Origin of the sequence: Magnetospirillum sp., from assembly GCA_027532905.1 — a bacterium.
GTDB lineage: Bacteria > Pseudomonadota > Alphaproteobacteria > CACIAM-22H2 > CACIAM-22H2 > Tagaea.
This window is the reverse complement of sequence record JAPZUA010000005.1, coordinates 56,869-80,655: the sequence shown is the minus strand read 5'-3', so window position 1 is coordinate 80,655 and position 23,787 is coordinate 56,869. Positions and strand designations below refer to the sequence as shown.

20 protein-coding genes are annotated in these 23,787 nt (G+C 65.4%); 14 read left to right on the top strand and 6 right to left on the bottom strand.

Translation table 11 applies throughout. The features are described from left to right. Window position 1 precedes the first annotated feature (1 nt). From bchY to pufC, 7 genes are all read left to right on the top strand, one after another. Entirely contained in the window at window positions 2-1,513 is a 1,512-nt protein-coding gene (gene bchY, locus O9320_16985; protein ID MCZ8312543.1) for a chlorophyllide a reductase subunit Y, read from the top strand. Between the two features lie 3 nt (window positions 1,514-1,516). Continuing rightward, the gene (gene bchZ, locus O9320_16980; GenBank protein MCZ8312542.1) at window positions 1,517-2,980 is read left to right on the top strand and encodes a chlorophyllide a reductase subunit Z; all 1,464 of its coding nucleotides are present in this window, start codon (window positions 1,517-1,519) and stop codon (window positions 2,978-2,980) included. A 163-nt stretch (window positions 2,981-3,143) separates the two neighbouring features. Further along, window positions 3,144-3,371, top strand: coding sequence for a light-harvesting antenna LH1, beta subunit (gene pufB / locus O9320_16975; protein MCZ8312541.1), 228 nt, complete (start codon window positions 3,144-3,146; stop codon window positions 3,369-3,371). Window positions 3,372-3,383: 12 nt separating this feature from the next. Next, a complete protein-coding gene (gene pufA, locus O9320_16970) occupies window positions 3,384-3,572 on the top strand; it encodes a light-harvesting antenna LH1, alpha subunit (GenBank protein ID MCZ8312540.1) in 189 nt (62 codons plus the stop codon). 117 nt (window positions 3,573-3,689) lie between these two features. Further along, window positions 3,690-4,514, top strand: a complete 825-nt coding sequence (gene pufL / locus O9320_16965) for a photosynthetic reaction center subunit L (GenBank protein ID MCZ8312539.1) — start codon at window positions 3,690-3,692, stop codon at window positions 4,512-4,514. A 15-nt stretch (window positions 4,515-4,529) separates the two neighbouring features. Next, the gene (gene pufM / locus O9320_16960; protein MCZ8312538.1) at window positions 4,530-5,510 is read left to right on the top strand and encodes a photosynthetic reaction center subunit M; all 981 of its coding nucleotides are present in this window, start codon (window positions 4,530-4,532) and stop codon (window positions 5,508-5,510) included. Continuing rightward, window positions 5,507-6,520, top strand: coding sequence for a photosynthetic reaction center cytochrome PufC (gene pufC, locus O9320_16955; GenBank protein MCZ8312537.1), 1,014 nt, complete (start codon window positions 5,507-5,509; stop codon window positions 6,518-6,520). Before pufM ends, pufC begins: the two co-directional genes overlap by 4 nt. Before the next feature lie 143 nt (window positions 6,521-6,663). Here pufC and O9320_16950 read toward each other — a convergent pair whose 3' ends face one another. From O9320_16950 to ppsR, 6 genes are all read right to left on the bottom strand, one after another. Next, entirely contained in the window at window positions 6,664-6,942 is a 279-nt protein-coding gene (locus O9320_16950; protein ID MCZ8312536.1) for a hypothetical protein, read from the bottom strand. A 1-nt stretch (window position 6,943) separates the two neighbouring features. Continuing rightward, window positions 6,944-7,435, bottom strand: coding sequence for a tryptophan-rich sensory protein (locus O9320_16945; protein ID MCZ8312535.1), 492 nt, complete (start codon window positions 7,433-7,435; stop codon window positions 6,944-6,946). Window positions 7,436-7,437: 2 nt separating this feature from the next. Beyond that, window positions 7,438-8,640, bottom strand: coding sequence for a geranylgeranyl diphosphate reductase (locus O9320_16940; protein ID MCZ8312534.1), 1,203 nt, complete (start codon window positions 8,638-8,640; stop codon window positions 7,438-7,440). A gap of 5 nt (window positions 8,641-8,645) precedes the next feature. Continuing rightward, window positions 8,646-10,028 carry a BCD family MFS transporter gene (locus O9320_16935; protein ID MCZ8312533.1) on the bottom strand — a complete coding sequence of 461 codons (1,383 nt, stop codon included), beginning with the start codon at window positions 10,026-10,028 and terminating at the stop codon, window positions 8,646-8,648. A 17-nt stretch (window positions 10,029-10,045) separates the two neighbouring features. Next, window positions 10,046-10,777, bottom strand: a complete 732-nt coding sequence (locus O9320_16930; protein MCZ8312532.1) for a cobalamin B12-binding domain-containing protein — start codon at window positions 10,775-10,777, stop codon at window positions 10,046-10,048. Between the two features lie 665 nt (window positions 10,778-11,442). Then, window positions 11,443-12,882, bottom strand: a complete 1,440-nt coding sequence (gene ppsR, locus O9320_16925; GenBank protein MCZ8312531.1) for a transcriptional regulator PpsR — start codon at window positions 12,880-12,882, stop codon at window positions 11,443-11,445. A gap of 687 nt (window positions 12,883-13,569) precedes the next feature. Between ppsR and bchF the strand changes: the two genes are divergently transcribed. From bchF to O9320_16890, 7 genes are read left to right on the top strand one after another with little or no spacing between them, the layout of a single operon-like run. Next, window positions 13,570-14,112: a 2-vinyl bacteriochlorophyllide hydratase gene (gene bchF, locus O9320_16920; GenBank protein MCZ8312530.1), complete on the top strand. Its 543-nt coding sequence runs from the start codon at window positions 13,570-13,572 to the stop codon at window positions 14,110-14,112. Then, window positions 14,112-15,398, top strand: a complete 1,287-nt coding sequence (locus tag O9320_16915; GenBank protein MCZ8312529.1) for a ferredoxin:protochlorophyllide reductase (ATP-dependent) subunit N — start codon at window positions 14,112-14,114, stop codon at window positions 15,396-15,398. The genes bchF and O9320_16915 overlap by 1 nt, the downstream gene beginning before the upstream one ends. Before the next feature lie 4 nt (window positions 15,399-15,402). Then, window positions 15,403-17,010 (top strand): ferredoxin:protochlorophyllide reductase (ATP-dependent) subunit B, encoded by a 1,608-nt coding sequence (bchB, locus tag O9320_16910; GenBank protein MCZ8312528.1) that lies wholly within the window; start codon window positions 15,403-15,405, stop codon window positions 17,008-17,010. Next, window positions 16,985-20,740: a magnesium chelatase subunit H gene (locus O9320_16905; protein ID MCZ8312527.1), complete on the top strand. Its 3,756-nt coding sequence runs from the start codon at window positions 16,985-16,987 to the stop codon at window positions 20,738-20,740. The genes bchB and O9320_16905 overlap by 26 nt, the downstream gene beginning before the upstream one ends. Beyond that, window positions 20,737-21,630: a ferredoxin:protochlorophyllide reductase (ATP-dependent) iron-sulfur ATP-binding protein gene (gene bchL / locus O9320_16900; protein ID MCZ8312526.1), complete on the top strand. Its 894-nt coding sequence runs from the start codon at window positions 20,737-20,739 to the stop codon at window positions 21,628-21,630. Before O9320_16905 ends, bchL begins: the two co-directional genes overlap by 4 nt. Next, the gene (gene bchM, locus O9320_16895) at window positions 21,630-22,331 is read left to right on the top strand and encodes a magnesium protoporphyrin IX methyltransferase (protein ID MCZ8312525.1); all 702 of its coding nucleotides are present in this window, start codon (window positions 21,630-21,632) and stop codon (window positions 22,329-22,331) included. The genes bchL and bchM overlap by 1 nt, the downstream gene beginning before the upstream one ends. Further along, the gene (locus tag O9320_16890) at window positions 22,328-23,767 is read left to right on the top strand and encodes a BCD family MFS transporter (protein ID MCZ8312524.1); all 1,440 of its coding nucleotides are present in this window, start codon (window positions 22,328-22,330) and stop codon (window positions 23,765-23,767) included. Before bchM ends, O9320_16890 begins: the two co-directional genes overlap by 4 nt. Window positions 23,768-23,787 lie beyond the last annotated feature (20 nt).

Here is a 23,787-nt window from a genome sequence, read left to right as displayed (position 1 = left end):
AATGGCCGATACCGCACTGCCTGCTTCGACGTCTTCGGGTTCCGGCTGCCACGGCGGCCGCGAGACGATGCTTGATGCAGCACGCGCCGCCGGCAAGAGCGAAACGCTCGACCGGCTGCTCGCCGACTATCCGCGGGGGCCCCACGACCAGCCGCAATCGATGTGCCCGGCCTTCGGCTCGCTGCGCGTCGGTTTGCGCATGAAGCGCACGGCCACGATCCTGTCGGGCTCGGCCTGCTGCGTTTACGGTCTCACCTTCACGGCGCATTTCTACGGCGCACGCCGCACCGTGGGTTACGTGCCGTTCAATTCCGAGTCGCTTGTGCGCGGCCAGCTCTTCGAAGACATCCGCGAGGCAGTCTTCAAGATCGCCAAGCCCGAAGATTACGACGCGGTCGTGGTCATCAATTTGTGCGTGCCCACCGCCTCGGGCGTGCCGCTCGATCTGCTGCCCAAACAAATCGAGGGCGTGCGCATCATCGGCATCGACGTGCCGGGCTTCGGCGTGCCCACGCACGCGGAAGCCAAAGACGTGCTCGCCGGGGCGATGCTCAAATACGCGCGCCTCGAGGCCGAAGAAGGCCCCGTGCAGCGCCCGCGCAACCACAAAGCCGACCAGCCGACCGTGGCTTTGATCGGCGAGCTTTTCCCGGTCGATCCGATCGGCATCGGGGCGATGCTGCAGCCGATGGGTTTGGCGCTTGCACCGAGTCTGCCATCGCGCGAATGGCGCGATCTTTACGGGGCGCTCGATTGCCGCGTGGCTGCTGCCATTCATCCGTTCTACACGGCGACGATCCGCGAATTCATCGCGGCCGGCCGCCCGGTCGTGGGCTCCGGCCCTATCGGCATCGACGGCACGGCCGCCTGGCTCGACGCGATCGGCAAAGCCGCCAACGTCGCGACCGCCAAAGTCGAAGACGCCAAGAACAAGACGCTCGGCGCCTTGCGCGGCGTGATGGCGGCTTCGCCCATCAAGGCGCGCATCACATTGTCGGGCTACGAAGGCTCGGAGCTGTTGGTCGCCCGCCTGCTCGTCGAAGCAGGGGCCGAAGTGCCCTATGTGGGGACGGCCTGCCCGCGCACCGAATGGAGCGATCCCGACCGCGAATGGCTCGAGACGCGCGGCGTGCATGTGCAGTACCGCGCCTCGCTCGAACAGGACGTCGCCGCAATGATGGAGGTCAAACCCGATCTCGCTGTCGGCACCACGCCGCTCGTGCAGAAGGCCAAGGAACTCGGCATTCCGGCCCTCTATTTCACGAACATGGTTTCGGCCCGGCCGCTGTTCGGGCCGGCGGGGGCTGGTGCGCTTGCCGCGATCGTCGCGGGCCAAACCAAGGGCCGCGAGCGTTTCGCGCGCATGGTCGGCTTTTTTGAAAATGTCGGCACTGGCGAAGGCACGGGCTACGGCTTCAAAGACGTGCCCAAGGATCCGCCGGGCGCCAAAGAGCGTTACCGCAAGGCGCGCCTCACGCGCGCCAAAGTCGATGCGCCGACGGCGGAGGTCTAGCCCATGCTTGTTCTCGACCACGATCGGGCAGGCGGCTATTGGGGTGCGGTCTACGCGTTCTGCGCGGTGCGCGGTCTTCGCGTGGTGATCGACGGGCCGGTGGGCTGCGAAAACCTGCCGGTGACGGCCGTGCTGCACTACACCGACGCGCTGCCGCCGCATGAATTGCCGGTCGTCGTGACGGGCCTTTCGGAAGAATCGCTGTCGATGGACGGCACCGAGGGTGCGCTCAGCCGCGCCAACGGCACGCAAGACCAGGACATGCCGGCCGTCGTCGTCACGGGCTCGATCGCCGAAATGATCGGCGGTGGCGTGACACCCGAAGGCTCGGGCCTGATGCGCTTCATCCCGCGCACGATCGACGAAGACCAGTGGCAAACGGCCGACCGGGCCATGTACTGGATGTGGACCGAGTTCGGCGCCAAGCGCACGAAGATCCGCCCGCGCAAGGCGCGCGCCGAGGGCGTGAAACCGCGCGTGAACATCATCGGCCCGATCTACGGCACGTTCAACATGCCGTCGGACTTGGCCGAAATCCGCCGCCTCGTAGAAGGGGTGGGCTGCGAGATCAACATGGTGTTCCCGCTGGGCTCGCATGTCGAAGACATCGCGAAGCTGCCCGATGCGGACGTGAATATCTGCATGTATCGCGAGTTCGGCCGCAAACTATGCGAAGCGCTCGAGCGGCCCTATCTGCAGGCGCCGATCGGCATCTTTGCGACGACGAATTTCCTGCGGAAGCTGGGCGAGCTCGTGGGCATCGATCCCGAGCCCTTCATCGAGCGCGAAAAGCACACCACGATCAAGCCGATCTGGGATCTGTGGCGAAGTGTGACCCAGGATTTCTTCGGCACGGCCTCGTTCGGCATCGTCGCGACCGAAACCTACACGCGCGGCCTGCGCCGTTTCCTCGAAGAGGAAATGGGCATTCCCTGCACCTTCGCTTTTTCGCGAACGGCAGGCACCAAACCCGACAATGCGGCCGTGCGCGAAGCCCTGAAAACGAAGCCGCCGCTCGTGCTGTTTGGTTCCTACAACGAACGCATGTACGCAGCCGAGCTCGGCGGGCGGGCCATGTACATCCCGGCCTCGTTCCCGGGCGCCATCATCCGGCGCGCAACCGGCACGCCCTTCATGGGCTATGCGGGTGCGACCTACGTGATCCAGGAATACTGCAACGCCTTGTTCGACGCGCTGTTCAACATCCTGCCGCTCGGCACGGAGATGGACAAGGTCGAGGCCACGCCCGCACGGCTGGGCACGATCGACATGATGGCGTGGGACGAAGACGCGCAGCGCGAAATGGACCGCTACGTCGAAAACGAACCGTTCCTCGTACGCATTTCGGCGGCCAAGCGCCTGCGCGACCGCGCCGAGCGCGACGCGCGCTATGCGGGCGAAGATCGGGTGTCGCTGCTGCGCGTGCGCAGCGCCATGGGGGCGGCGACGGCCGGCAGTGCCGCATGATCGAAGCCCCAAGCACCCTTGCTTTTGCACTTACCTTTGCCGTTCGGCCGCAAGGCTTTGCGAACGGCGCATCGACACGTCGTGGCCAGTCTCGCCACGCGTGCCCAGCCGCGCGGGTCTTGCGCGGTAACGGCCGCGAGGCCACCACAGGGAGATACTCTCTATGGCAGGACAGAAAGACAGCGGCAACCTGACCGGGTTGTCGGACGAAGAAGCCCAGGAGTTCCACAACTATTTTGTGCAGGGCTTCGTCGTGTTCACGGTCATCGCCATCATCGCGCACGTTCTTGCGTGGTCGTGGCGTCCCTGGTTCCCGGGCCCGAAGGGCTACGCGATGCTGCAGAACGGCATCGACACGGTAACCAACGTCGTTATGCCCTTCGTGGCATAGGAGGAGGCAGCAATGTGGCGTATTTGGCGCTTGTTCGATCCGCGTCGGGCTCTCGTGGCCCAAGCGGTTTTCCTCTTCACGCTGGCGATCGTGATTCACTTCATCGTCCTCAGCACCGACCGGTTCAACTGGATCGAAGGCCCGCGCAAGTCGGCCGCCGCGACAGTCGAACTCTCGCTGCTGCCGCCGACCGTTTCGTAGCGCAAGCTACGTTCGGCAACGCGGACGGAGCGAAGTCTACGGACTTCGCTTCGTCCGTGGCGGAAGCAGGTGGCCCAATGCGGCCGCAAATAGACGTGACGACCGGAGGATTCGACCATGGCAATGCTCAGTTTTGAAAGAAAGTACAGGGTCCGCGGGGGCACCCTGATTGGGGGCGATCTTTTCGATTTCTGGGCCGGGCCGTTCTATGTCGGGTTCTTCGGCGTCATGGGCGCCTTTTTCACGATCCTCGGCACGGCCATGATTTTCTGGGGCGCCTCGATGGGGCCGACCTGGAATCCCTGGCTTATCAGCATCGCCCCGCCCGACATCAGCTACGGGCTGAGCTTCGCGCCCCTCAAGGACGGCGGGCTGTGGCAGGTCATCACGATTTGCGCCATCGGCTCTTTCAGCTGCTGGGCGATGCGCGAGGTCGAAATCTGCCGCAAACTCGGCATGGGCTACCACGTGCCTTTTGCCTTCAGCGTGGCGATCTTCGCCTATGTAAGCCTGGTCGTGATCCGGCCGGTGCTGATGGGCGCTTGGGGCCACGGTTTCCCCTACGGCATCTTCAGCCATCTCGACTGGGTGTCGAACACCGGCTACCAGTATCTGCATTTCCACTACAACCCGGCGCACATGATCGCCGTGTCGTTCTTCTTCACGACCGTGCTGGCGCTGTCGCTGCACGGAGCGCTCGTGCTCTCGGCCACCAACCCGCCCAAGGGCGAAACGGTCAAGACGCCCGAGCACGAAGACACGTTCTTCCGCGACGCGATCGGCTACTCGGTCGGCACGCTCGGGATCCATCGCGTGGGGCTCTTCTTGGCCCTCAGCGCCGGATTCTGGAGTGCGGTGTGCATCATCTTGAGCGGTCCGTTCTGGACGCGCGGCTGGCCCGAATGGTGGGGCTGGTGGCTCAATCTTCCGATTTGGCGCTAGGCGGGGAGCAGGAACATGCCCGAATATCAAAACCTCTTCACGCGCGTGCAGATCCGCGGCCCTGCCCATTACGGCGTGCCGATCAAGGACCGGAACTATTGGCGGCGCGAGGGCGAGCCCTTCTACGTTTATCTGCTCGGGATCATCGGCAACGCCCAGATCGGGCCGATCTACTTGGGCTTCATGGGTTCGGCGTCGCTGCTCTGCGGGCTCATCGCGTTCGAGATCATCGGCTTCAATATGCTGGCCTCGGTCAATTGGGATCCGGTGCAGTTCGTGCGCCAGCTCTTCTGGCTGGCGCTCGAACCGCCCAATCCCAAATACGGCCTCAGCATTCCGCCGCTCAACGACGGCGGCTGGTGGTTGATGGCGGGGTTCTTCCTCACCATGTCGCTGCTGCTCTGGTGGGGGCGCATGTATAGGCGCGCGCGCGCCCTCGGCATGGGCACGCATGTGGCATGGGCCTTTGCCGCGGCGATCTGGCTCTTTCTGGTGCTCGGCTTCATCCGACCGGTGCTGATGGGCAATTGGGGCGAGGCCGTTCCGTTCGGCATCTTCCCGCATCTCGACTGGACGGCCGCGTTCTCGCTGCGCTACGGCAACCTCTTCTACAACCCGTTCCACGCGCTCTCGATCGTGTTCCTCTACGGCTCGACCCTGCTGTTCGCGATGCACGGGGCCACGATCTTGGCCGTAAGCCGCTTCGGCGGCGACCGCGAGATCGAGCAGATCGTCGATCGCGGGACGGCGTCCGAGCGTGCGGCGTTGTTCTGGCGCTGGACGATGGGCTTCAACGCGACGATGGAATCGATCCATCGCTGGGCCTGGTGGTTCGCCGTTCTCTGCCCGCTCACGGGCGGCATCGGCATCCTGCTGTCCGGCACGGTCGTGGACAATTGGTACCTGTGGGCGATCAAGCACCATTTTGCGCCCGGCTACCCGGCCGTGTTCGGCACGATCGTGGATCCCGCAACTCTTCCAGGAGCAACGCGATGAAAATCGAACTCCCGCTTGCGGGCGCCCTGTTCGCGGTTGCGGCCGCAGCGGTCGTGTACACCTCGTTCACCCTGCCGCCCGTGCTCTCGACGCAGAACGGCTACCGCGGAACCGCCATGGTCCAGGTCGAGCTGCCCGCACGCCGCGCGGCGCTGCAGGCCGCCAACGTGTTGCCCGAGGCGCAGCCTGCTGCCGATCTTGCCAACGAGAAATCGTCGGCGGCCTACGAAAACGTGCAGGTGCTGGGCGACGTCGACTCGGCCGAGTTCCTGCGCATCATGACGGCGATCACCGAGTGGGTCGCTCCCGAGCAGGGCTGCACCTACTGCCATGCCGAGGGCGAAAGCCTGGCCAGCGACACGCTCTACACGAAGGTCGTGGCACGGCGCATGCTGCAGATGACGCTTAAGATCAATGCCGCCTGGAAGCCGCACGTCGCGGAAACCGGTGTCACTTGCTACACGTGCCATCGCGGCCAGCCCGTACCTTCGGAAGTTTGGTACAAGGAAGCGCCGGCGCCGGAGCCTGCCTATGCCGGCAACCGCAACCGGCAGAACCTGCCCTTGCCGGTCGTCGGCGACAGCTCGCTGCCGCACGACATCTTCGAGCCTTATCTCAGCAAAGCAACGGAGATCCGCGTTGCAGGCCCCAAGGCGCTGCGCACCGGCCCCAACCCGTCGATCCAATCGACGGAGGGTACTTACGGGCTCATGATGCATCTCTCGCAAGGGCTCGGCGTCAACTGCACCTTCTGCCACAACACGCAGAACTTCGCCGATTGGAAGACCAGCACGCCGCAACGCGTGACCGCCTGGCACGGCATCCGAATGGTGCGCGAGCTCAACAACGAGTATCTCGACACGCTGGTGAGCGCTTTCCCGGCCAACCGCAAGGGACCAACGGGCGACGTCGCCAAGGTCAATTGCGCCACGTGCCACCAAGGGGTCAACAAGCCGCTCTACGGCGTGAGCATGGTTGCCGACTATCTCGCCCTGAAGACGGGCAAGTAGGCGGCAACCCTACGCGACGCAACGAGTTTGGCGTCACGGCGCGGCGGCTACCGGACATCCGTCGCCCGAAACTAGGCCGGTGCAGCTTCAAAAACCTGCACCGGCCTTCTTCTTTTCCGGGGCCTTCTTTTTCGGGGTGTCGGTCAGCGCTTCCAGCGCCGCGCAAGGTCGGCGAGGTGGGCGGCCAGGGCGAGCACGAGGAAGGCCGCCACGTGCGTCCAGCCCGCCTCTTGGAGGGCCGCACGCAAGGCCAGCATCAAGGCCGAACCGGCCGCGAGATTGAAGACGAGGCCGAGCGGCTCGGGGCCGCTGCCGGTGCGAAAGCGATAGAAGAGAAGGGCCGCTGCCTCGAGGGCGACGAGCAGCAAAACGAGATCGACAAGCCGCCCGCTTTGCACGAGTTCGCCCAACGCTTCGGCCATTTTAGGCGGGCCCGAACGGCGCGTTGAGGCGCACGATCTCGATATTGAGGATACTCGCGAACGTGACCCAGGCAAGATAGGGCCACAGGGCGAGCGCCGCGCGCCTGGAAAGCGGGCGCAGCACATGGATCAGCGCCAGGATCGAGATCCACAGCCAAGCGACTTCGAACAGCGCGTAGTCGGGCCGCTGCAGCGTGAAGAAGAGCCAGCTCCACGCGACATTCAGCGTCATATTGAACAGGAAGAACCACACGATCGCGATGCGCACGCGCGTCTGGTTCGTGGCCTGCCAGGCAAGCCCGAAGGAATAGGCGCACAGCGCGAAGATGATCGTCCAGGCCGGTCCGAACAGCCAGTCGGGCGGCTGCCAGGCGGGTTTCTGCAGTTCGAAATACCAGTCCGACAGATCGGTGAGCGCGCCGCCGACCGAGGCGATCGCAAGCGCGGACGCCCCGCCGGCGGCAAACGGCTTCCAGCGCCGCCGAACCTGCATGCTCACGGACGCGCGAAGCCAAACAGGTGGGCGAGATCCTTGAAGAAGATGCGGATATGCGCCATCGGATCGCGCCGCACGAGCTCTTTGTTCATGTAGGAGTCGAACGTGAGCTTCTGCACGTCCTTGTCGCGGCAGATGCTGACGAAGCTTTCGCGCCGCTTTTCGCTCGAATACCAGAAGCGCTGCATGATGCCGAGAATGAAGAAGACCGTGCCGTGGTCCTTCATGAAGCGCTTGCGCGCAAGTTTGAGGGCGCCAACCTCGCCCGTCGCCAATGCTTTTTCGACCGCTTCGGCTGCAAGCCGCCCGCCGAGCATCGCGTAGTAGATGCCTTCGCCCGACGCCGGTGCGACCACGCCGGCCGCATCGCCCGCCAGCACCACGTCGCGCCCGTTGTCCCAGCGCTTTAAGGGTTTCAGCGGAATGGGCGCGCCCTCGCGGCGCAGCGTCTCGAACCCATCGAGACCGGTTGCCGCACGCAGGCGGCCGACCGCACTGCGCAGCGAGAAGCCCTTCTGCATGCTGCCGGTACCAATGCTGGCGGTCTGGCCGTGCGGGAAAACCCACGCGTAGAAATCGGGCGAGGTGTCGCCGCGATAGACGACGTCGCAGCGCTTGGCGTCGAAATCGACTGCGGCGTTGGGCGGCACTTTCACGATCTCGTGGTAGGCGAACACGTAGCGCATGCGGTCGGCCCCAGGCACATGTGCCTCGCGCGCGACAGCGGAATTGGCACCGTCGGCACCGATCACCATGCGCGCACGCACGCGCACGGGGGCTCCGCTCGCCTCGGGCGCTTTGGGGCGGTACACGACGATCGCGGTCCCGTCGCTGTCGCGCTCGATCGTCTCGAACGTGCCGTTGCGGCGTTTCGCACCGGCCGTGGTGGCGCGCATGCGCAGCCATTCGTCGAAATGCTCGCGGTCGACCATACCGACGAAGCCGCCTTCGATCGGGATATCGACGTGTTTGTTGGACGGGGCCACCATGCGCGCGCAGTTGATGCGCGCGACGAGCATCGAATCGGGAATGTCGAAATCCTTGATCGCGCGCGGCGGGATCGCACCCCCGCACGGCTTGATGCGGCCCGCCCGGTCGAGCAGCAGCACGTTAAAGCCGCGGCGCGCGAGGTCGGTTGCGGCTGTGGCCCCGGCAGGCCCCCCGCCGACAACGGCGACGTCGAAGGTTTCGAGCGTTTCCATGCGCATCATCCTCTTTCTAGGCTGGCTTGGTCCAGGCCCTGGGCAAAGCGGGGCAGGGCGGCGGGCCGTTTGGCGGCAGGGCGGTCGAGCGTTGCGGCCAAAACGGCCGACAGCAAAAACAGCAGAGATTCGGCAACGAACACGCTGCCGTAGGCGAGTGCGTCGTCGCCGAATGCGGCGCGCGCAATGTCGCTTGCGGTTGCGCCCGCAAGCCCGCCGAGGCCGAAGGCGATCGCCTGTGCAGCCCCCCACAATCCCATGCGGATGCCTTCGCGCCCGCTTTGGCCGCGCCCGGCAAGCTCCATCATGCTGGCGATCGCAGCGACGGCGAATGCGCCGTTGGCGACACCCAACGCGAACACGACCGCGCGCAGCGGGAAGGCCGCACCGACAAGCCCGCCAAGCGCCAAGGCGATCAAAGCGACGCAGGACGCAAGGCAACCGCCGACAGTCCAACTGCGAAGCGAGCCGAAGCGCCGTTTGCCGCTGGCAAGCACGGCCACGAGCAGCATGCCCGCGAACACGCCGCCATGCTGAACGCCCGCAAGGCCCGTCGATTGGCCCGGCGTGAAGCCGAACACCACGCCCGCAAACGGTTCGAGAATGAGATCCTGCGCACTGTAGGCGAGCATCGAAACGAAGACGAAGATCGTGAAGCGGCGCGCGGCATTTTCGCGCCAGATTTCGCCAAGTGCCTCGGCAAAGCGCTGCGGTGCGGCTTGCGATTGCGTGCTTGCAGCTTGCCTCCGTGCAGGGCCTTCAACGCCCCAAACAGCGAATGTGGCAAGCACGAAGGCCAGCAGCGACACCGCACTCGACACGGCGACGAGGCGGGCGGCCGAAAACGGATCGAGGAAGGCGGATGTGCCGAGCGCCGTCAGCGCAAATCCGGCGATCATCATCATCCACACGGTGGTGGCGGCCGCAGCCCGCCGTTCGGGCGCCACGCGCTTGGCGAGCAAGGCGAGCAGCGAGGTGCCGGCGGCCCCCACGCCGAGCCCAATCATCGCGAAGGCAAGCATGCCGAGAGCAAGCCCCCATGCGAATGTATCGGCCATCAGGACCGTCGAAACGGCGGCGAGCACGCCGCCCGTTGCCAGCATCGCCATGCCGCCAACGATCCACGGCGTGCGCCGCGCACCCGTGTCCGAGCCGTGGCCCAGACGCGGGCGCAGGAACTGGACGCCATAATGCAACGCCACCAGCAGGCCCGGCAGAAAAGCGGGCAGCGCGAACTCGACGACCATGATGCGGTTCAAGGTGGAGGTGGTCAGCACCACGACGGCGCCAAGTGCGGTCTGCACGAGACCGAGGCGCACGATGGCACCCCAGCCCAACGGGGCACCGGCGGGCCCTTCAGCTTTCGGCGTCTCGGCCGCGTGCACCATAGGCAGCGATCCGTCGGCTAGACGCGCAAGGTCCGGTCCGACAGCATCGTCAGCATGTTGCGCGCCTGGCGCACCGCCTGGAGACCGTCGAACGCCACCGTGTCTGCGCCGACCAGCGCCACGCAGTCGGGTCGATCGGAAAAGACGCGGCCGCCGACCATGATGCCGACCGAACGGTTGCGCGTTTCGCGGCGGATGCGATGAATGCAGCCGGCCAAAGGCTCGAGCAGCGCATCGCAGCTCGCCGACAGGCCGACGACCGAGAAGCTTTCCTGGCGCACGAGGCGGCCGAGCGCGTTTGCTTCCGTGTCGACGAGGCAGGTCACGTCCCAGCCCGCGCGACGGAAAAATTCTTCGACCATCAAGATGCCGAACAGATGCGTTTCGCCGGGTGCCGCCGCCAGCAGAATCCGGTGATGCGCTTCGGGAGCCGAAGGCGGGCGGTAGCGCGGCCCGTACTGACGCAGCAGATTCTGCAGCACCGTGAGGCCCAGCATCACGTCCGTGAAGCTGGCGCGGTCGTCGTCCCACATGTCGCCCAAGCAGCGCGCGGCGGGTGCGAGAAGATCGAGGCAGATGTCGCCGAGCGTCACGCGACCGGCGAGCAGGCGTTCGATATGGGCCGCAGGTTCCGACGCGTCTTTCGACAAGAGCGTTTCGGCGAAAGCGGCGACGGCCGCGGCATCGAGCCCGGGTGCTTTGGCGGCATTGCGCCGGCCGCCGCCTTGGGCCAGCACAAGGCGCGGCACGATTTCGCACTCGATCGTGTCTGCAACCGAAAGTCTGTTGCTGTCGCTTTGTGAGATTTCGCAGCTTTTGTCGCGCGCGCGGCGCTGCTGTGCTGCAGTGGGAGCGGACCTTGCCGCTGCCAGACCTTCCTGGAGAGTGTAGCTCTCCAGCCCCTGTTGTCCGGCCGTCGCTCGTGACAGATTCTGTCCCAAAGCGCCCTCCCCCGTAACGCTGCGGTCGATGGAATTCGTCCCCCGACGGTATCGCCGCAACTGTCATAGCCTCTAATGCGCGAAGTTCTTTGTCAAGGCAGCTTTACAGAAATGCGCCGAAAATACGGCGAAACTTACCGCGTGGACGGCTGCGATGTTGCAGTGCAATGTGGCTTCGGAGTGCGTTGAAGTACGCTGCCATCGATCTGCTGTTGCCGTTGAAACGGCTGTACAAATGATCCTCTGTCAAGAAAAGCCGACAGAAATTGGCGCCCTCCCATACCGCCTTTTGCGTGTGTAGTGCTGCAACGCGAAGCGGCTGATTTGGCCGCGCAAAAAACGGTGCATATCTTGGGGCAGCCGCGAAGCGCGAGGCCGATCGGGTGCGACTCGCACCATCGGCGGTGCCGCACAAAACAAGCCCCCATAACGATTTACAGCCTAAAACGGTACGGCGCTGTCGCCTGCCGTTGCTACTGCGGATGTTCGGCTTCGACCGTGTCTTCGCTGGCCGCGTCGGTGAGGCCGTAGCGGCGCAGCTTCACATAGAGGCTCTGGCGGCTGAGGCCGAGCATTTCGGCGGCCGAGGCGCGGTTGTCGCGCGTGAGTTCGAGGGCCGCTTCGATGCACAGCCGCTCGATCATGTCGGTCGTCTCGCGCACGAGTTCCTTGAGCGACACGCGTCCCACGAGTTCGGTCAGCTGCTCGACCGAGTGCGGCAATTCGCGCGCGCGCTTGGTCTCGCTACGCACGCGGCCGGCGACGTTGCGGATCGCGAAGCAATAGACGGGTTTGCCGTTCGTGACAGTGGCGGCGGCCGAAATCTCGACGTCCGTGCGGCCGCCGAGTTCGCCGCGCAAGGTGGTCGCGAACAGCCGCACGCTGGCACGCTGGCGCAGATTGGCCATCAGCACGTTGAAGTCGATGCCGTCGCGCCCGACCCACGAGTCGAGCGTGCCGGCGAGCGCTTGGTCGAGCGAGGCAATCTGCGCAAGTTCCAGAAACGCGGCGTTGGCGCTCAGCACGTGGCCGGCCCCGTCGCACGACACAAACGCGTCGGGCGACTGCTCGACGAGCCTTGCGAGTGCCGCGTCTTCGTTCGTGTTCGGCCGTCCGGCAGCGTCGGTGGCCGCGGCGACGGCCGCGATCCGCACCAGCAGCAGCGTGGTGCCTTCCTGGCGGAACACGGCGATGCCGACTTTGAGCGGCTGGCGGTCGAGATGCAGTTGGATCTCGTCGCTGCGGCCCGAAGCGCGCACGCCCGCGATCGTGTCGGCGAGCAGCTTGGCGTTCGACGTGTCGAAGATTTCGGTGAAGTTGCGCCCGACGAGGCGCTTCACGGACCCGGCAAAAAGCTGCTCGGCGGCAGGATTGGCTTCGACGATGCGCTGGCTTGTGCCGTCGACGATGGCGACTCCGTCGGCGGCCTGTTGGAACAGGAGCCGGTAGCGCGTTTCGGCGCTGCGCAGGCGCGAATAGTCGCGCTCCATCGCTTGCTGCGCGTCCATCAGGCGCTGCTGCAGCGTCGAGACGCTGCGCAGATCGCGCCCGTAGGCGAGGATGCGTCCGCTTTTGCCGATGCGCGCCGTGCGGTAGAGCACGGGCAGATCGGCGCCCACAGCCGGATGGTTGACCTGCCGCCAGCGCGCACCCGCCTCGTTGTCGACGTCGCGCAGCAGGGTGGCGATTTTCGTGCGGCTTTCGATCGTCACCAGATCGGCCCAGCGTTTGCCGATCCACTTCTCGCGCGCACCCAGATCCGCGGCAAGTTCCGCACCTTGGAAGGCGACGTCGCAAACCGTGCCGTCTGCCTCAAGCACAAGCGTGATGTCCGCCCCAGCCGCGACCAAAGCGGAAGCCTGCTCGGCCGAAATGCCGCCGAGAGAGTCTTTGGGGTTGAGGAAGCCGTTCACGCTGACGTCGATCCTTGGGCGGCGGCGCGCTGCCGTCCGAATGCGGTTGGGGGCGGTCGTAAGACGTCGGCAGGGGCATGCGCAGGCATATAAGGAGTCGCGTGCAAGGGCCGACGACGCGGAATCGCGTGTACAGCGCAAACATGTCCGTTGTGCGGCACGACTTCGGTACGCGGCGCGGTTTCGCCGTTAGTGGCGTTGTTTGGCAGCCGATGGTCGTGGCGCAGAGTCATCAAAGGTAAGCATCGGTTGGAGGAACGGCAGCGCTGTGCCTGTGCACTTGTATCGAGATACCGCGATTTTGCGTGGATTTGCCTTAGTCGCTGTTTTAACAGGGAAAAACAAGACTTAAAATCGGTTTTGATAGGGCGACCGCCGATCTTAACCCGTGGGCAGGGTGTCAAATCTTTTGATTGATGTCAATCAATTTAGACGTAAACTTACATTGACAGACAGCAGATCGAGTCCTAGTCTTTCTCTCGAACGACGGCCCACCAAAGAGGCAAAAGCCATGGGACTGGATCGCGCCCGGACCAGAATTTCACCCGAAAAGTCGCTTTTGGCGACATTCGCCCGGATCGGCCTCGGCCGGTCGAGCCTCAGCCCGTCATGCCTTAGAGGGATTGCGCCATGATCAGTTCGGTTTTGGATCGCCTGATGGCCGCATTCGACGGCAGCCCGTGGGCCATGTCGTCGGGGCGCGATTGCCTGCATGCGCGCGGCGACTCGCACCGTTCGCAGCCGCTTTACACGCCCGAACAGCGCCAGCGGCGCGACAACACCTATTGGACGCTGGTCCAGGGCATTCTCGCCCCGATCCAGTTCCTCGTTTTCATCGCAAGTGCCGTGCTCGTCGTGCGCTTCCTGGCGACCGGCGAAGGTTTCGAGATCGCGACGGCTTCTGTCATCGTCAAAACTCTGCTGCTCTACGCGATCATGGTCACGGGTGCGATCTGGGAGAAGGTCGTGTTCGGCCGCTATCTGTTTGCGCCGGCCTTCTACTGGGAAGACGTGTTCAGCATGCTCGTACTGGCATTGCACACGGCCTATCTCACGGCCCTCGTCGGCGGCTATGGCGATGCCGAATTCCAGATGACGTTGGCGCTCGCCGCCTACGCGACCTACGTGGTGAACGCCACGCAGTTCGTGCTGAAGCTGCGCGCCGCGCGGCGCGACGAGCAGCGCTGGAAGGGGCGCGCCCCTGTCGGCGGCGCGATCGGTTCGTTCTGATGGCCACACTGGATCTGCAGAAGCCCGAAGCCAGCTGTGCAAGCCCGCCCGAGATTCTGCGCGAGCGCGGCCAGCGCGAAGTTTTCTGCGGCCTGACCGGCATCATCTGGCTGCATCGCAAAATCCAGGATGCGTTTTTCCTCGTCGTCGGCTCGCGCACTTGCGCGCATCTGATCCAGTCGGCGGCGGGCGTGATGATCTTCGCCGAGCCGCGTTTTGCCACCGCCATCATCGACGAGCGCGATCTCGCAGGCCTTGCCGACGCCAATGCCGAGCTCGACCGAGTCGTCAATCGCCTGCTCGAGCGCCGCCCGGACATCAAGCTCTTGTTCCTCGTGGGCTCGTGCCCGTCGGAAGTGATCAAGCTCGATCTGTCGCGCGCGGCCCAGCGCCTGTCGCGCAGCTTCGAGCCGCGCGTGCGCGTGCTGAACTATTCGGGCAGCGGCATCGAGACCACCTTCACGCAAGGCGAAGATGCGTGCCTGGCAGCCCTGGTCCCGAGTCTGCCGGCGGCCCCGGCATCGGCCCCGCGCGAATTGCTGGTTGTGGGTGCGCTTGCCGACGTCGTCGAAGACCAGTTCAAGCGCATTTTCGAGCGCTTGGGTATTGGCCCCGTGCGCTTCATGCCGCCGCGCAGTGCGCTCGATCTGCCGCAGGTCGGCCCTGGCACGCATTATCTGCTCGCCCAGCCCTTCTTGGGCGACACGGCGCGGGCACTCGACGATCGCGGCGCCAAATGGCTGCCGGCAGCGTTTCCGCTCGGCGCCGAAGGGACCACGGCGTGGCTGCGCGCGGCCGCGGATGCGTGGGGTATCGATCCCGAACATTTCGGTGCCGTCACGGCAGCACACCGCGCGCGTGCGGAAACAGCCCTTGCGCGCTATCGCGCCAAGCTCGAAGGCAAGAGCGTTTTCTTCTTCCCCGACTCGCAGCTCGAAGTGCCGCTTGCGCGCTTCCTCACGCGCGAGATGGGCATGCGCGCAGTCGAAGTGGGCACGCCCTATCTGCATCGCCAGCATCTGGCGGCCGATCTCGCTTTGCTGCCAGCCGATACGGCCTACAGCGAAGGCCAGCATGTCGACAACCAGCTCGACCGCTGCCGGGCGGCCCGGCCCGACATCACGGTGTGCGGCCTGGGTCTTGCCAATCCGCTCGAGGCCGAAGGCCTCACCACAAAATGGTCGATCGAACTCCTGTTCACGCCGATCCAAGGCTACGAGCAGGCCGGCGATCTGGCCGAACTCTTTGCGCGCCCGCTCGAGCGGCGCGCCCGGCTGGCGGCCTAACGCCATGCAGCTGACCGTCTGGACCTACGAAGGCCCGCCGCATGTCGGCGCGATGCGCATCGCGACAGCACTCGAAGACGTGCATTACGTGCTGCATGCGCCCCAGGGCGACACCTACGCCGATCTCCTGTTCACGATGATCGAGCGGCGCGCCAAGCGCCCGCCGGTGACCTACACGACCTTCCAGGCGCGCGATCTGGGCGGCGACACGGCCGATCTTTTCAAAGCGGCCGCACGCGACGCGTTTGCGCGCTTCCAGCCCAAGGCGATGCTCGTGGGTGCATCGTGCACGGCCGAACTCATCCAAGACGATCCGGGTGGACTTGCCAAAGCGCTTGCTTTGCCGATCCCGGTCGTCGCCCTCGAACTGCCGTCCTACCAGAAAAAAGAAAACTGGGGGGCCAGCGAAACCTTCTATCGCCTCGTGCGCGCTCTTGCGGGCCCGCATGCGCCGGCCCCCGGCACAAAACGCGCAGCACGCGAACCTGGTGTGCGCGCGCGCTGCAATCTTCTGGGCCCGACGGCACTGGGCTTCCGCCATCGCGACGACGTGGCCGAAATCGTCAAGCTGCTCGACAGCATCGGCATCGACGTCGATATCGTCGCCCCGCTCGGTGCCACAGCTGCCGACATTGCGCGCCTGGGCGAGGCCGATATCTGCGTGCCGCTCTATCCCGAGATCGCAGGCCAGGCCGCTGCATGGCTTGCCAAAACCTTCGACCAGACGCTTGTGCGCACCGTGCCGATTGGTGTGGGGGCCACGCGCGAATTCGTGGCCGAGATCGCGGCAGCTGCCGGCCTCGATGCCAGCGCAATTTTGGCCGACATGCCGACGCGCGCCCCCTGGTATTCGAAATCGGTTGACTCGAACTATCTCACCGGCAAACGCGTGTTTGTATTCGGCGACGCCACGCACGCGATCGCGGCCGCGCGCATTGCCGCGCGCGAACTCGGCTTCACGGTCGTAGGGCTCGGCACCTACAGCCGCGAGTTTGCGCGCGAAGTGCGCGAAGCGGCCAAGCTCTACGGCATCGAAGCTTTGATCACCGACGACTATCTCGAAGTCGAAGCGAAGGTCGCCGAGCTGCAGCCCGAGCTGGTACTCGGCACGCAGATGGAGCGCCACATCGCCAAGCGCCAGGGCGTGCCCTGTGCCGTCATCTCGGCCCCGGTGCATGTGCAGGATTTTCCCGCGCGCTATTCGCCGCAGATGGGTTTCGAGGGGGCGAACGTGCTGTTCGACACCTGGGTCCATCCGCTGATGATGGGTCTCGAAGAACATCTGCTGACGATGTTCCGCGGCGATTTCGAATTCCACGACGGTGCGGGCTCGTCGCATCTGGGTGCGGGCAAGTCGCATGCCCCCGCCAACGCCGCCGCCGAAAAGCCGACGCCTGCACAAGACGCGCCGATCGTCGTTGCTGCTGCACCCGCTGCTGCAGGACCGATCGTTCCGGTTTGGGCAGCGGATGCGGAAAAGGAACTCAAAAAGATACCGTTCTTCGTGCGCGGCAAAGCCCGCCGCAACACCGAGCGCTTCTCGGTCGAACGGGGTGTGGCCGTCATCACCGTGGAGACGCTGTACGATGCCAAAGCGCATTTCGGCCGCTGACCCCACGCCCATTCGCGTGGCCATCGTCACGATGGACAGCCATCTGACGGGCTCGGCGATGCGTGCCGAAGCGGTGCTGCGTCGCGAACTGCCGGGTTTGACGCTCGCGGTCCATGCGGCCGACGAGTGGGGGACGGACGAAGAAGCGTTGAAACGCTGCAAGGAAGACATCGCGCGCGCCGACATCGTCGTGGCGACCATGCTGTTCCTGGAAGACCATGTGCGCGCCGTGATGCCGGATCTGCTGGCACGCCGCGAAAACTGCGACGCGATCGTGTGCTGCCTGGCGGCGGGCGAAATTGTCAAGCTCACGCGCATCGGCAAGTTCAACATGAGCAAGGAGGCGCTCGGCGCCATCTCGTGGCTGAAGCGCCTGCGCGGCAAGTCCAAGCCCGGCCAGTCGTCGGGCGAAGGCCAGATGAAGATGCTGCGCCAGCTGCCCAAGCTGCTGCGGTTCGTGCCTGGCACGGCGCAAGACGTGCGCGCCTATTTCCTCACGCTGCAATACTGGCTCGCCGGTTCGGAAGCCAATCTCGCCAATATGGTGCGCCTGCTGATCGGTCGTTACGCGGACGGGGCGCGCCGCAATCTGCGCAACGCCGTATCGGCACAGCCGCCCATCGACTATCCGGATGTCGGCGTCTACCACCCGCGCATGAAGGGCCGCCTCGGAGAACGCGTCGATCTGCTGCCGTCGCCGACAGGTAAGATTCGCGGCACGGTCGGTTTGCTCGTGCTGCGCTCGTATTTGCTGTCGGACAATGCGGGCCATTACGACGGCACGATCGCTGCCCTCGAAGCGCGCGGCCTGCGCGTGGTGCCGGTCTTCGCGAGCGGCCTCGACCAGCGCCCGGCCATCGAAAAATATTTCCGCAAAGACGGCCGCACGATGGTCGATGCGGTCATCTCGCTGACCGGTTTCTCGCTGGTCGGCGGCCCCGCCTACAACGACGCCAAGGCGGCCGAAGAAATTCTCGCGACCCTCGACGTGCCGTATCTCGCCGCCCATCCGGTCGAATTCCAAACCCTCGAACAATGGGGTGCTTCGGAACGCGGCCTGATGCCGGTCGAAAGCACGATCATGGTCGCAATCCCGGAACTCGACGGCGCTTCGGGCCCGATCGTGTTCGGTGGCCGCTCGGACGGGGCGGGCGCGCCGTGTGCGGGCTGCGACCGCCATTGCGTGTTCGAGAACGCCGCCGAAGGCCGCAACATGCATGTGTGCGCCGAGCGTGCTTCGATGCTGGCCGACCGCGTCGACAAAATGGTGCAGCTGCGCGCGACCCAGCGTGCGGCGCGCAAGATCGCGGTCGTGCTGTTCAACTTCCCGCCGAACGGTGGCAATGCGGGCACGGCTGCGTATCTGTCGGTGTTCGACTCGCTGCAGCGCACGCTCGCGGCGATGAAGGCCGAAGGCTACACGGTCGAAGTCCCGGCCGACGGCGACACGCTGCGCAAAGCGGTCGTCGAAGGCAACGCCGCGCAGTACGGCTCGGACGCCAACGTGCATTGCCGCATTTCCGCTGCCGAACATGTGACCCGCGAGACGTGGCTCTCTCAGATCGAGGCGCAGTGGGGTCCTGCCCCCGGCCGCCAGCAGAGCGACGGTTCGTCGATCTTCGTACTCGGCGCGCAGTTCGGCAACGTGTTCGTCGGCATCCAGCCCGCCTTCGGCTACGAGGGCGATCCGATGCGGCTCCTGTTCGAGAAGGGCTTTGCGCCCACGCATGCTTTCTCGGCCTTCTATCGCTGGCTGCGCGAGGATTTTGCGGCCGATGCGGTGCTGCATTTCGGCACGCATGGGGCGCTCGAATTCATGCCGGGCAAGCAGTCGGGCATGTCGGGCGCATGCTGGCCGGACCGCATGATCGGCGCATTGCCGAACATCTATCTCTACGCCGCGAACAATCCGTCGGAAGGGGCGATCGCCAAGCGCCGCTCGGCCGCCACACTCGTGAGCTATCTCACGCCGCCGGTGGCGCATGCCGGCCTCTACAAGGGCTTGGGCGAACTCAAGGTGTCGATCGAACGTTGGCGCGGGCTCGAGCCCGACGCGTCGTTCGAGCGCGGCGAGCTTGCGGCCCTTGTGCAAGCGCAGGCCGCTCTTGTCGATCTGGCAGCCGCCGAGCCCGCTTGGGCAGATCCCGCCTGCGAAATCGAAGCGCTGGGAACGAAGGTTCTCGAGCTTGAATACACGTTGATCCCGCACGGGCTGCACGTGGTGGGCGCCATTCCGTCGCACGAAGAGCGGCTCGATACGCTGCTTGCGGTCGCCGACGCCAGCCACGAGATGCGCCCGTCGCGCGAAGCGGTCGAAGCCTTGATGCGCGGCGAATCTGTCGAAGCGGCGTGGTCGCATACCGGCCTCGGCCCCGACGAAAAAGCCTTCGAGATGATGCGCACGCTCGCGCGCACCGACGCGATGCTGCGCGAAGACGCCGAGATCCCGGCCTTGCTGCGCGCCCTCGACGGGCGCTTCACGCGGCCGGCCCCGGGCGGGGATCTGCTGCGCACGCCCGCGATCCTGCCCACGGGGCGCAACATCCACGGCTTCGATCCGTTCCGCATTCCGAGCGCCTACGCGGTGCAAGACGGCGCACGCCAAGCCGCCCGCTTGATCGAGCGGCATATGGCTGGCGGTGCGGCCCTGCCCGAGACGGTCGCCATCGTGCTGTGGGGTACGGACAATCTCAAATCCGAAGGCGGGCCGATCGCGCAAGCGCTCGCCCTTTTGGGTACGCGCCCGCGCTTCGACAGCTACGGCCGCCTTGCCGGGGCCGAGCTGATCCCGCTTGCCGAACTCGGCCGCCCGCGCATCGACGTGGTCATCACGCTGTCCGGCATCTTCCGCGATTTGCTTCCGCTGCAGATCAAGCTGCTCGCCGAGGCGTGCTTCCTGGCGGCGTCGGCCGACGAAGCGACCACGGACAATTTCGTGCGCAAGCACGCACTCGCCTACCAGCAGACACATGGCTGCGATCTCGAGACGGCTTCCTTGCGCGTGTTCGGCAATGCCGACGGCGCTTACGGTTCGAACGTCAACCATCTCGTCGAAAACGGCGCTTGGGAAAACGAAGACGAGCTCGCCGAGACCTATTCCAAGCGCAAGAGCTTCGCCTACGGCCGCAGCGGCAAGCCCGCGGCCCAAGCGGCGTTGCTGCAGAGCGTGCTGGCGGACGTCGATCTCGCCTACCAGAATCTCGACTCGGTCGAGCTTGGCGTCACCACGGTCGACCATTATTTCGATACGCTGGGCGGCATTTCGCGCGCGGTGCGCCGCGCCAAGGGCGGCACGGCGGCGCCGGTCTATATCGGCGACCAGACGCGCGGCGAGGGCACGGTGCGCAGCCTCTCCGAACAGGTCGCCCTCGAGACGCGCACGCGGACCCTCAATCCGAAATGGTACGAGGGCATGCTCAAGCACGGCTACGAGGGCGTGCGCCAGATCGAAGAGCACGTGACCAACACGATGGGCTGGTCGGCGACCACGGGCGAGGTCCAGCCCTGGGTCTACAAGCAGCTCACCGAAACTTTCGTGCTGGATCCCGAGATGCGCGAGCGTCTGGCCCAGCTCAATCCCACCGCGTCGGCGAAAGTCGCCACGCGTCTCATCGAAGCCCACGAACGCAGCTATTGGACGCCCGATCCCGCCACTCTCGAAGCTTTGCGCCGTGCCGGCGCCGAGCTCGAAGACCGGCTCGAGGGCGTCAAAGAAGGAGTTGCCGCATGAACATCGCGACCCCCAAACGCCCGACCCGTGCGGACGGCGAGGGCAGCCTGCAGGTCCAGCTCGACCCGCAGATGAAAATCGAAGGGGCAAAAGTCTTCGCCGTCTACGGCAAAGGCGGGATCGGCAAGAGCACGACCTCGTCGAACCTGTCGGTCGCGTTCTCGAAGCTCGGCAAGCGCGTGCTGCAGATCGGCTGCGATCCCAAGCACGACTCCACTTTCACGCTGACCAAGCGCCTGATCCCGACCGTGATCGACGTGCTCGAGCAGGCCGATTTCCACACCGAAGAGCTGCGCGTCGACGACTTCGTGTTCGAAGGCTACAACGGCGTGATGTGCGTCGAAGCGGGCGGCCCGCCGGCGGGTACCGGCTGCGGCGGCTACGTGGTCGGCCAGACGGTCAAGCTCCTCAAAGAGCACCATCTGCTCGACGACACGGACGTGGTCGTGTTCGACGTGCTCGGCGACGTGGTGTGCGGCGGCTTCGCCTCGCCCCTCCAGCATGCCGACCGCGGCCTCATCGTCGCCGCCAACGATTTCGACTCGATCTTCGCGATGAACCGCATCGTGGCCGCCATCTCGGCCAAGGCGAAGAACTACCCGGTGCGCTTGGGTGGGGTCATCGCCAACCGCAGCGCGGGCACCGACCAGATCGAAAAATTCAACAAGGCCGTCGGACTCAAGACGCTCGCGCACTTCCCGGATCTCGACGTGATCCGCCGCAGCCGCCTCAAGAAGGCGACTTTGTTCGAGATGGAAGACTCGCCGGAATTGCTGGCGGTGCGCGCCGAATATCTGCGCCTTGCCGAAACGCTATGGTCGGGCACCGACGAGCTCGCACCCGACTCGCTCAAAGACCGCGAAATCTTCGATTTGTTGGGGTACGACTGATGGCCAGCGCCTCCTACACACATCGCCGCAGCCAGATCGAAAACTATTTCGACCGCACGGCGGCAGATGCCTGGGCGAAACTCACTTCGACCGCCCCGGTCGGGCGCATCCGCGCCACGGTGCGCGCGGGCCGCGATCGCATGCGCAACATCCTGCTCGCCAACCTGCCCGCCGACATGCGCGGGTTGCGTCTGCTCGATGCGGGCTGCGGGACGGGCGCTTTTGCGGTCGAAGCAGCACGTCGCGGTGCCCATGTGGTCGCGATCGATCTGTCGCCGACGTTGGTTGCCCTTGCCGACGAACGCGCACCGCGCGATTTCGCGCACGGCAAGATCGAGTTCCGTGTGGGCGACATGTCGGATGCAAGCCTCGGCGAATTCGACCATGTCGTGGCGATGGACTCGTTGATCCACTACGACGAACGCGACGTCTCGCGCGTGCTCGGCGACATTGCGGGCCGCACGCGCCATTCGATTCAGTTCACGTTCGCGCCGCGCACGCCGCTCCTGATGGCGTTCTGGGCGGCGGGCCGCCTGTTCCCACGCAGCGACCGCGCACCTGCGATCGAGCCCATCGCGGTCGCTTCGCTGCGCCGCATGCTGCCGCAACACGAAGCGCTCGCGTCCTGGCGCGAAGCCTCGAGCGAGCGCGTGGCCAGCGGCTTCTACACCTCGCAAGCGATGGAGCTGCGTCGCGCATGAGCTGGCTTTCGGCCAAGACGCGCAAATACATGGTCGGCATGGGGCCGCGCATCGTGCGCTTCCTGCCCTTCGCCGATGCGGCGACGGCCGATTTGCCGCTTGGTCGCCTCTTGCGTCTGTCGCTGTTCCAGCTGACCGGCGGCATGGCGTTTGTGCTGCTGAACGGCACGCTCAACCGCGTGATGATCGTCGAGATGAGTGTGCCCGCGAGCCTCGTGGCCGTGATGGTCGCATTGCCGCTGCTGTTCGCCCCTTTGCGCGCACTCGTGGGTTTCCGCTCGGATACGCATCGCTCGGCCATCGGTTGGCGGCGCGTGCCCTATATTTGGATGGGCTCGCTCGTGCAGTTCGGCGGGCTTGCGATAATGCCGTTCGCCCTGCTCGTGCTGTCGGGCGACGGCGAAGGGCCGATCTGGGTCGGCCAGCTCGGTGCGGCCCTGGCGTTCCTGCTCGTGGGTGCTGGCATGCTCACGGCTCAGACGGCGGGCTTGGCGCTTGCGACCGACTTGGCCAGCGAATCCTCGCGCCCGCGCGTCGTGGCGCTGATGTACGTCACACTTCTTGTGGGTTCGGTCGTCAGCGGCTTCGTCTTCGGCGAATTGCTTGCCGATTTCAGCGCCAAGCGCCTCGTGCAGGTCGTGCAAGGGGCGGCCGTCGTCACGATCGTGCTGAACGTGGTGGCATTGTGGAAGCAGGAGGTTCGCAATCCGCGCCTTACCTCCAAAAACGTGCGGCAGCCGAGCTTTGCCGAAGAATGGCGGGCCCTCGCAAAGGCCGGGCGTACGCTGCGCCTGTTGGTTGCGGTTGGGCTGGGCACCGCGGCCTTTGCGATGCAGGATATTCTGCTCGAGCCCTATGGCGGCCAGGTGCTGAAGATGAGCGTGGGTTCGACCACGGAACTCACCGCCACGCTGGCACTCGGCGCATTGCTGGCTTTCGCCTTGGCCGCAAACTTGCTCGAGCGCGGCTTTGACCCGTATCGCCTGGCGGCCTACGGCGCATTGCTCGGCATCGTCGCTTTTGCGCTCGTGATTTTCTCTGCGCCGCTCGACGCTGTCGACATGTTCCGTGCGGGCGTCTTCGCGATCGGGATGGGCGGCGGGCTGTTCTCGGTCGGCACGCTAACGGCCGTCATGTCGATCAAATCGGAAGGCCGCACGGGATTGGCACTCGGCGCCTGGGGGGCCGTGCAGGCCACCGCAGCGGGAACGGCGGTCGCCTTGGGCGGGCTCATCGGCGACGGTGTTGGTGCACTTGCCAGTGCCGGCGCTCTGGGTGCGGGCCTCGCCGATCCAGCGGTCGGCTACAGCGTCGTGTACCACATTGAAATTGCCTTGCTGTTCGCAACACTCGTCGCGATCGGACCCTTGGTCCGCGTCGGACATGTGCGGCCGGCAGGCGGAACGAAATTCGGCCTGGCCGAGATGCCGGGCTAAGCGAAAACGAGAAGGCGGGA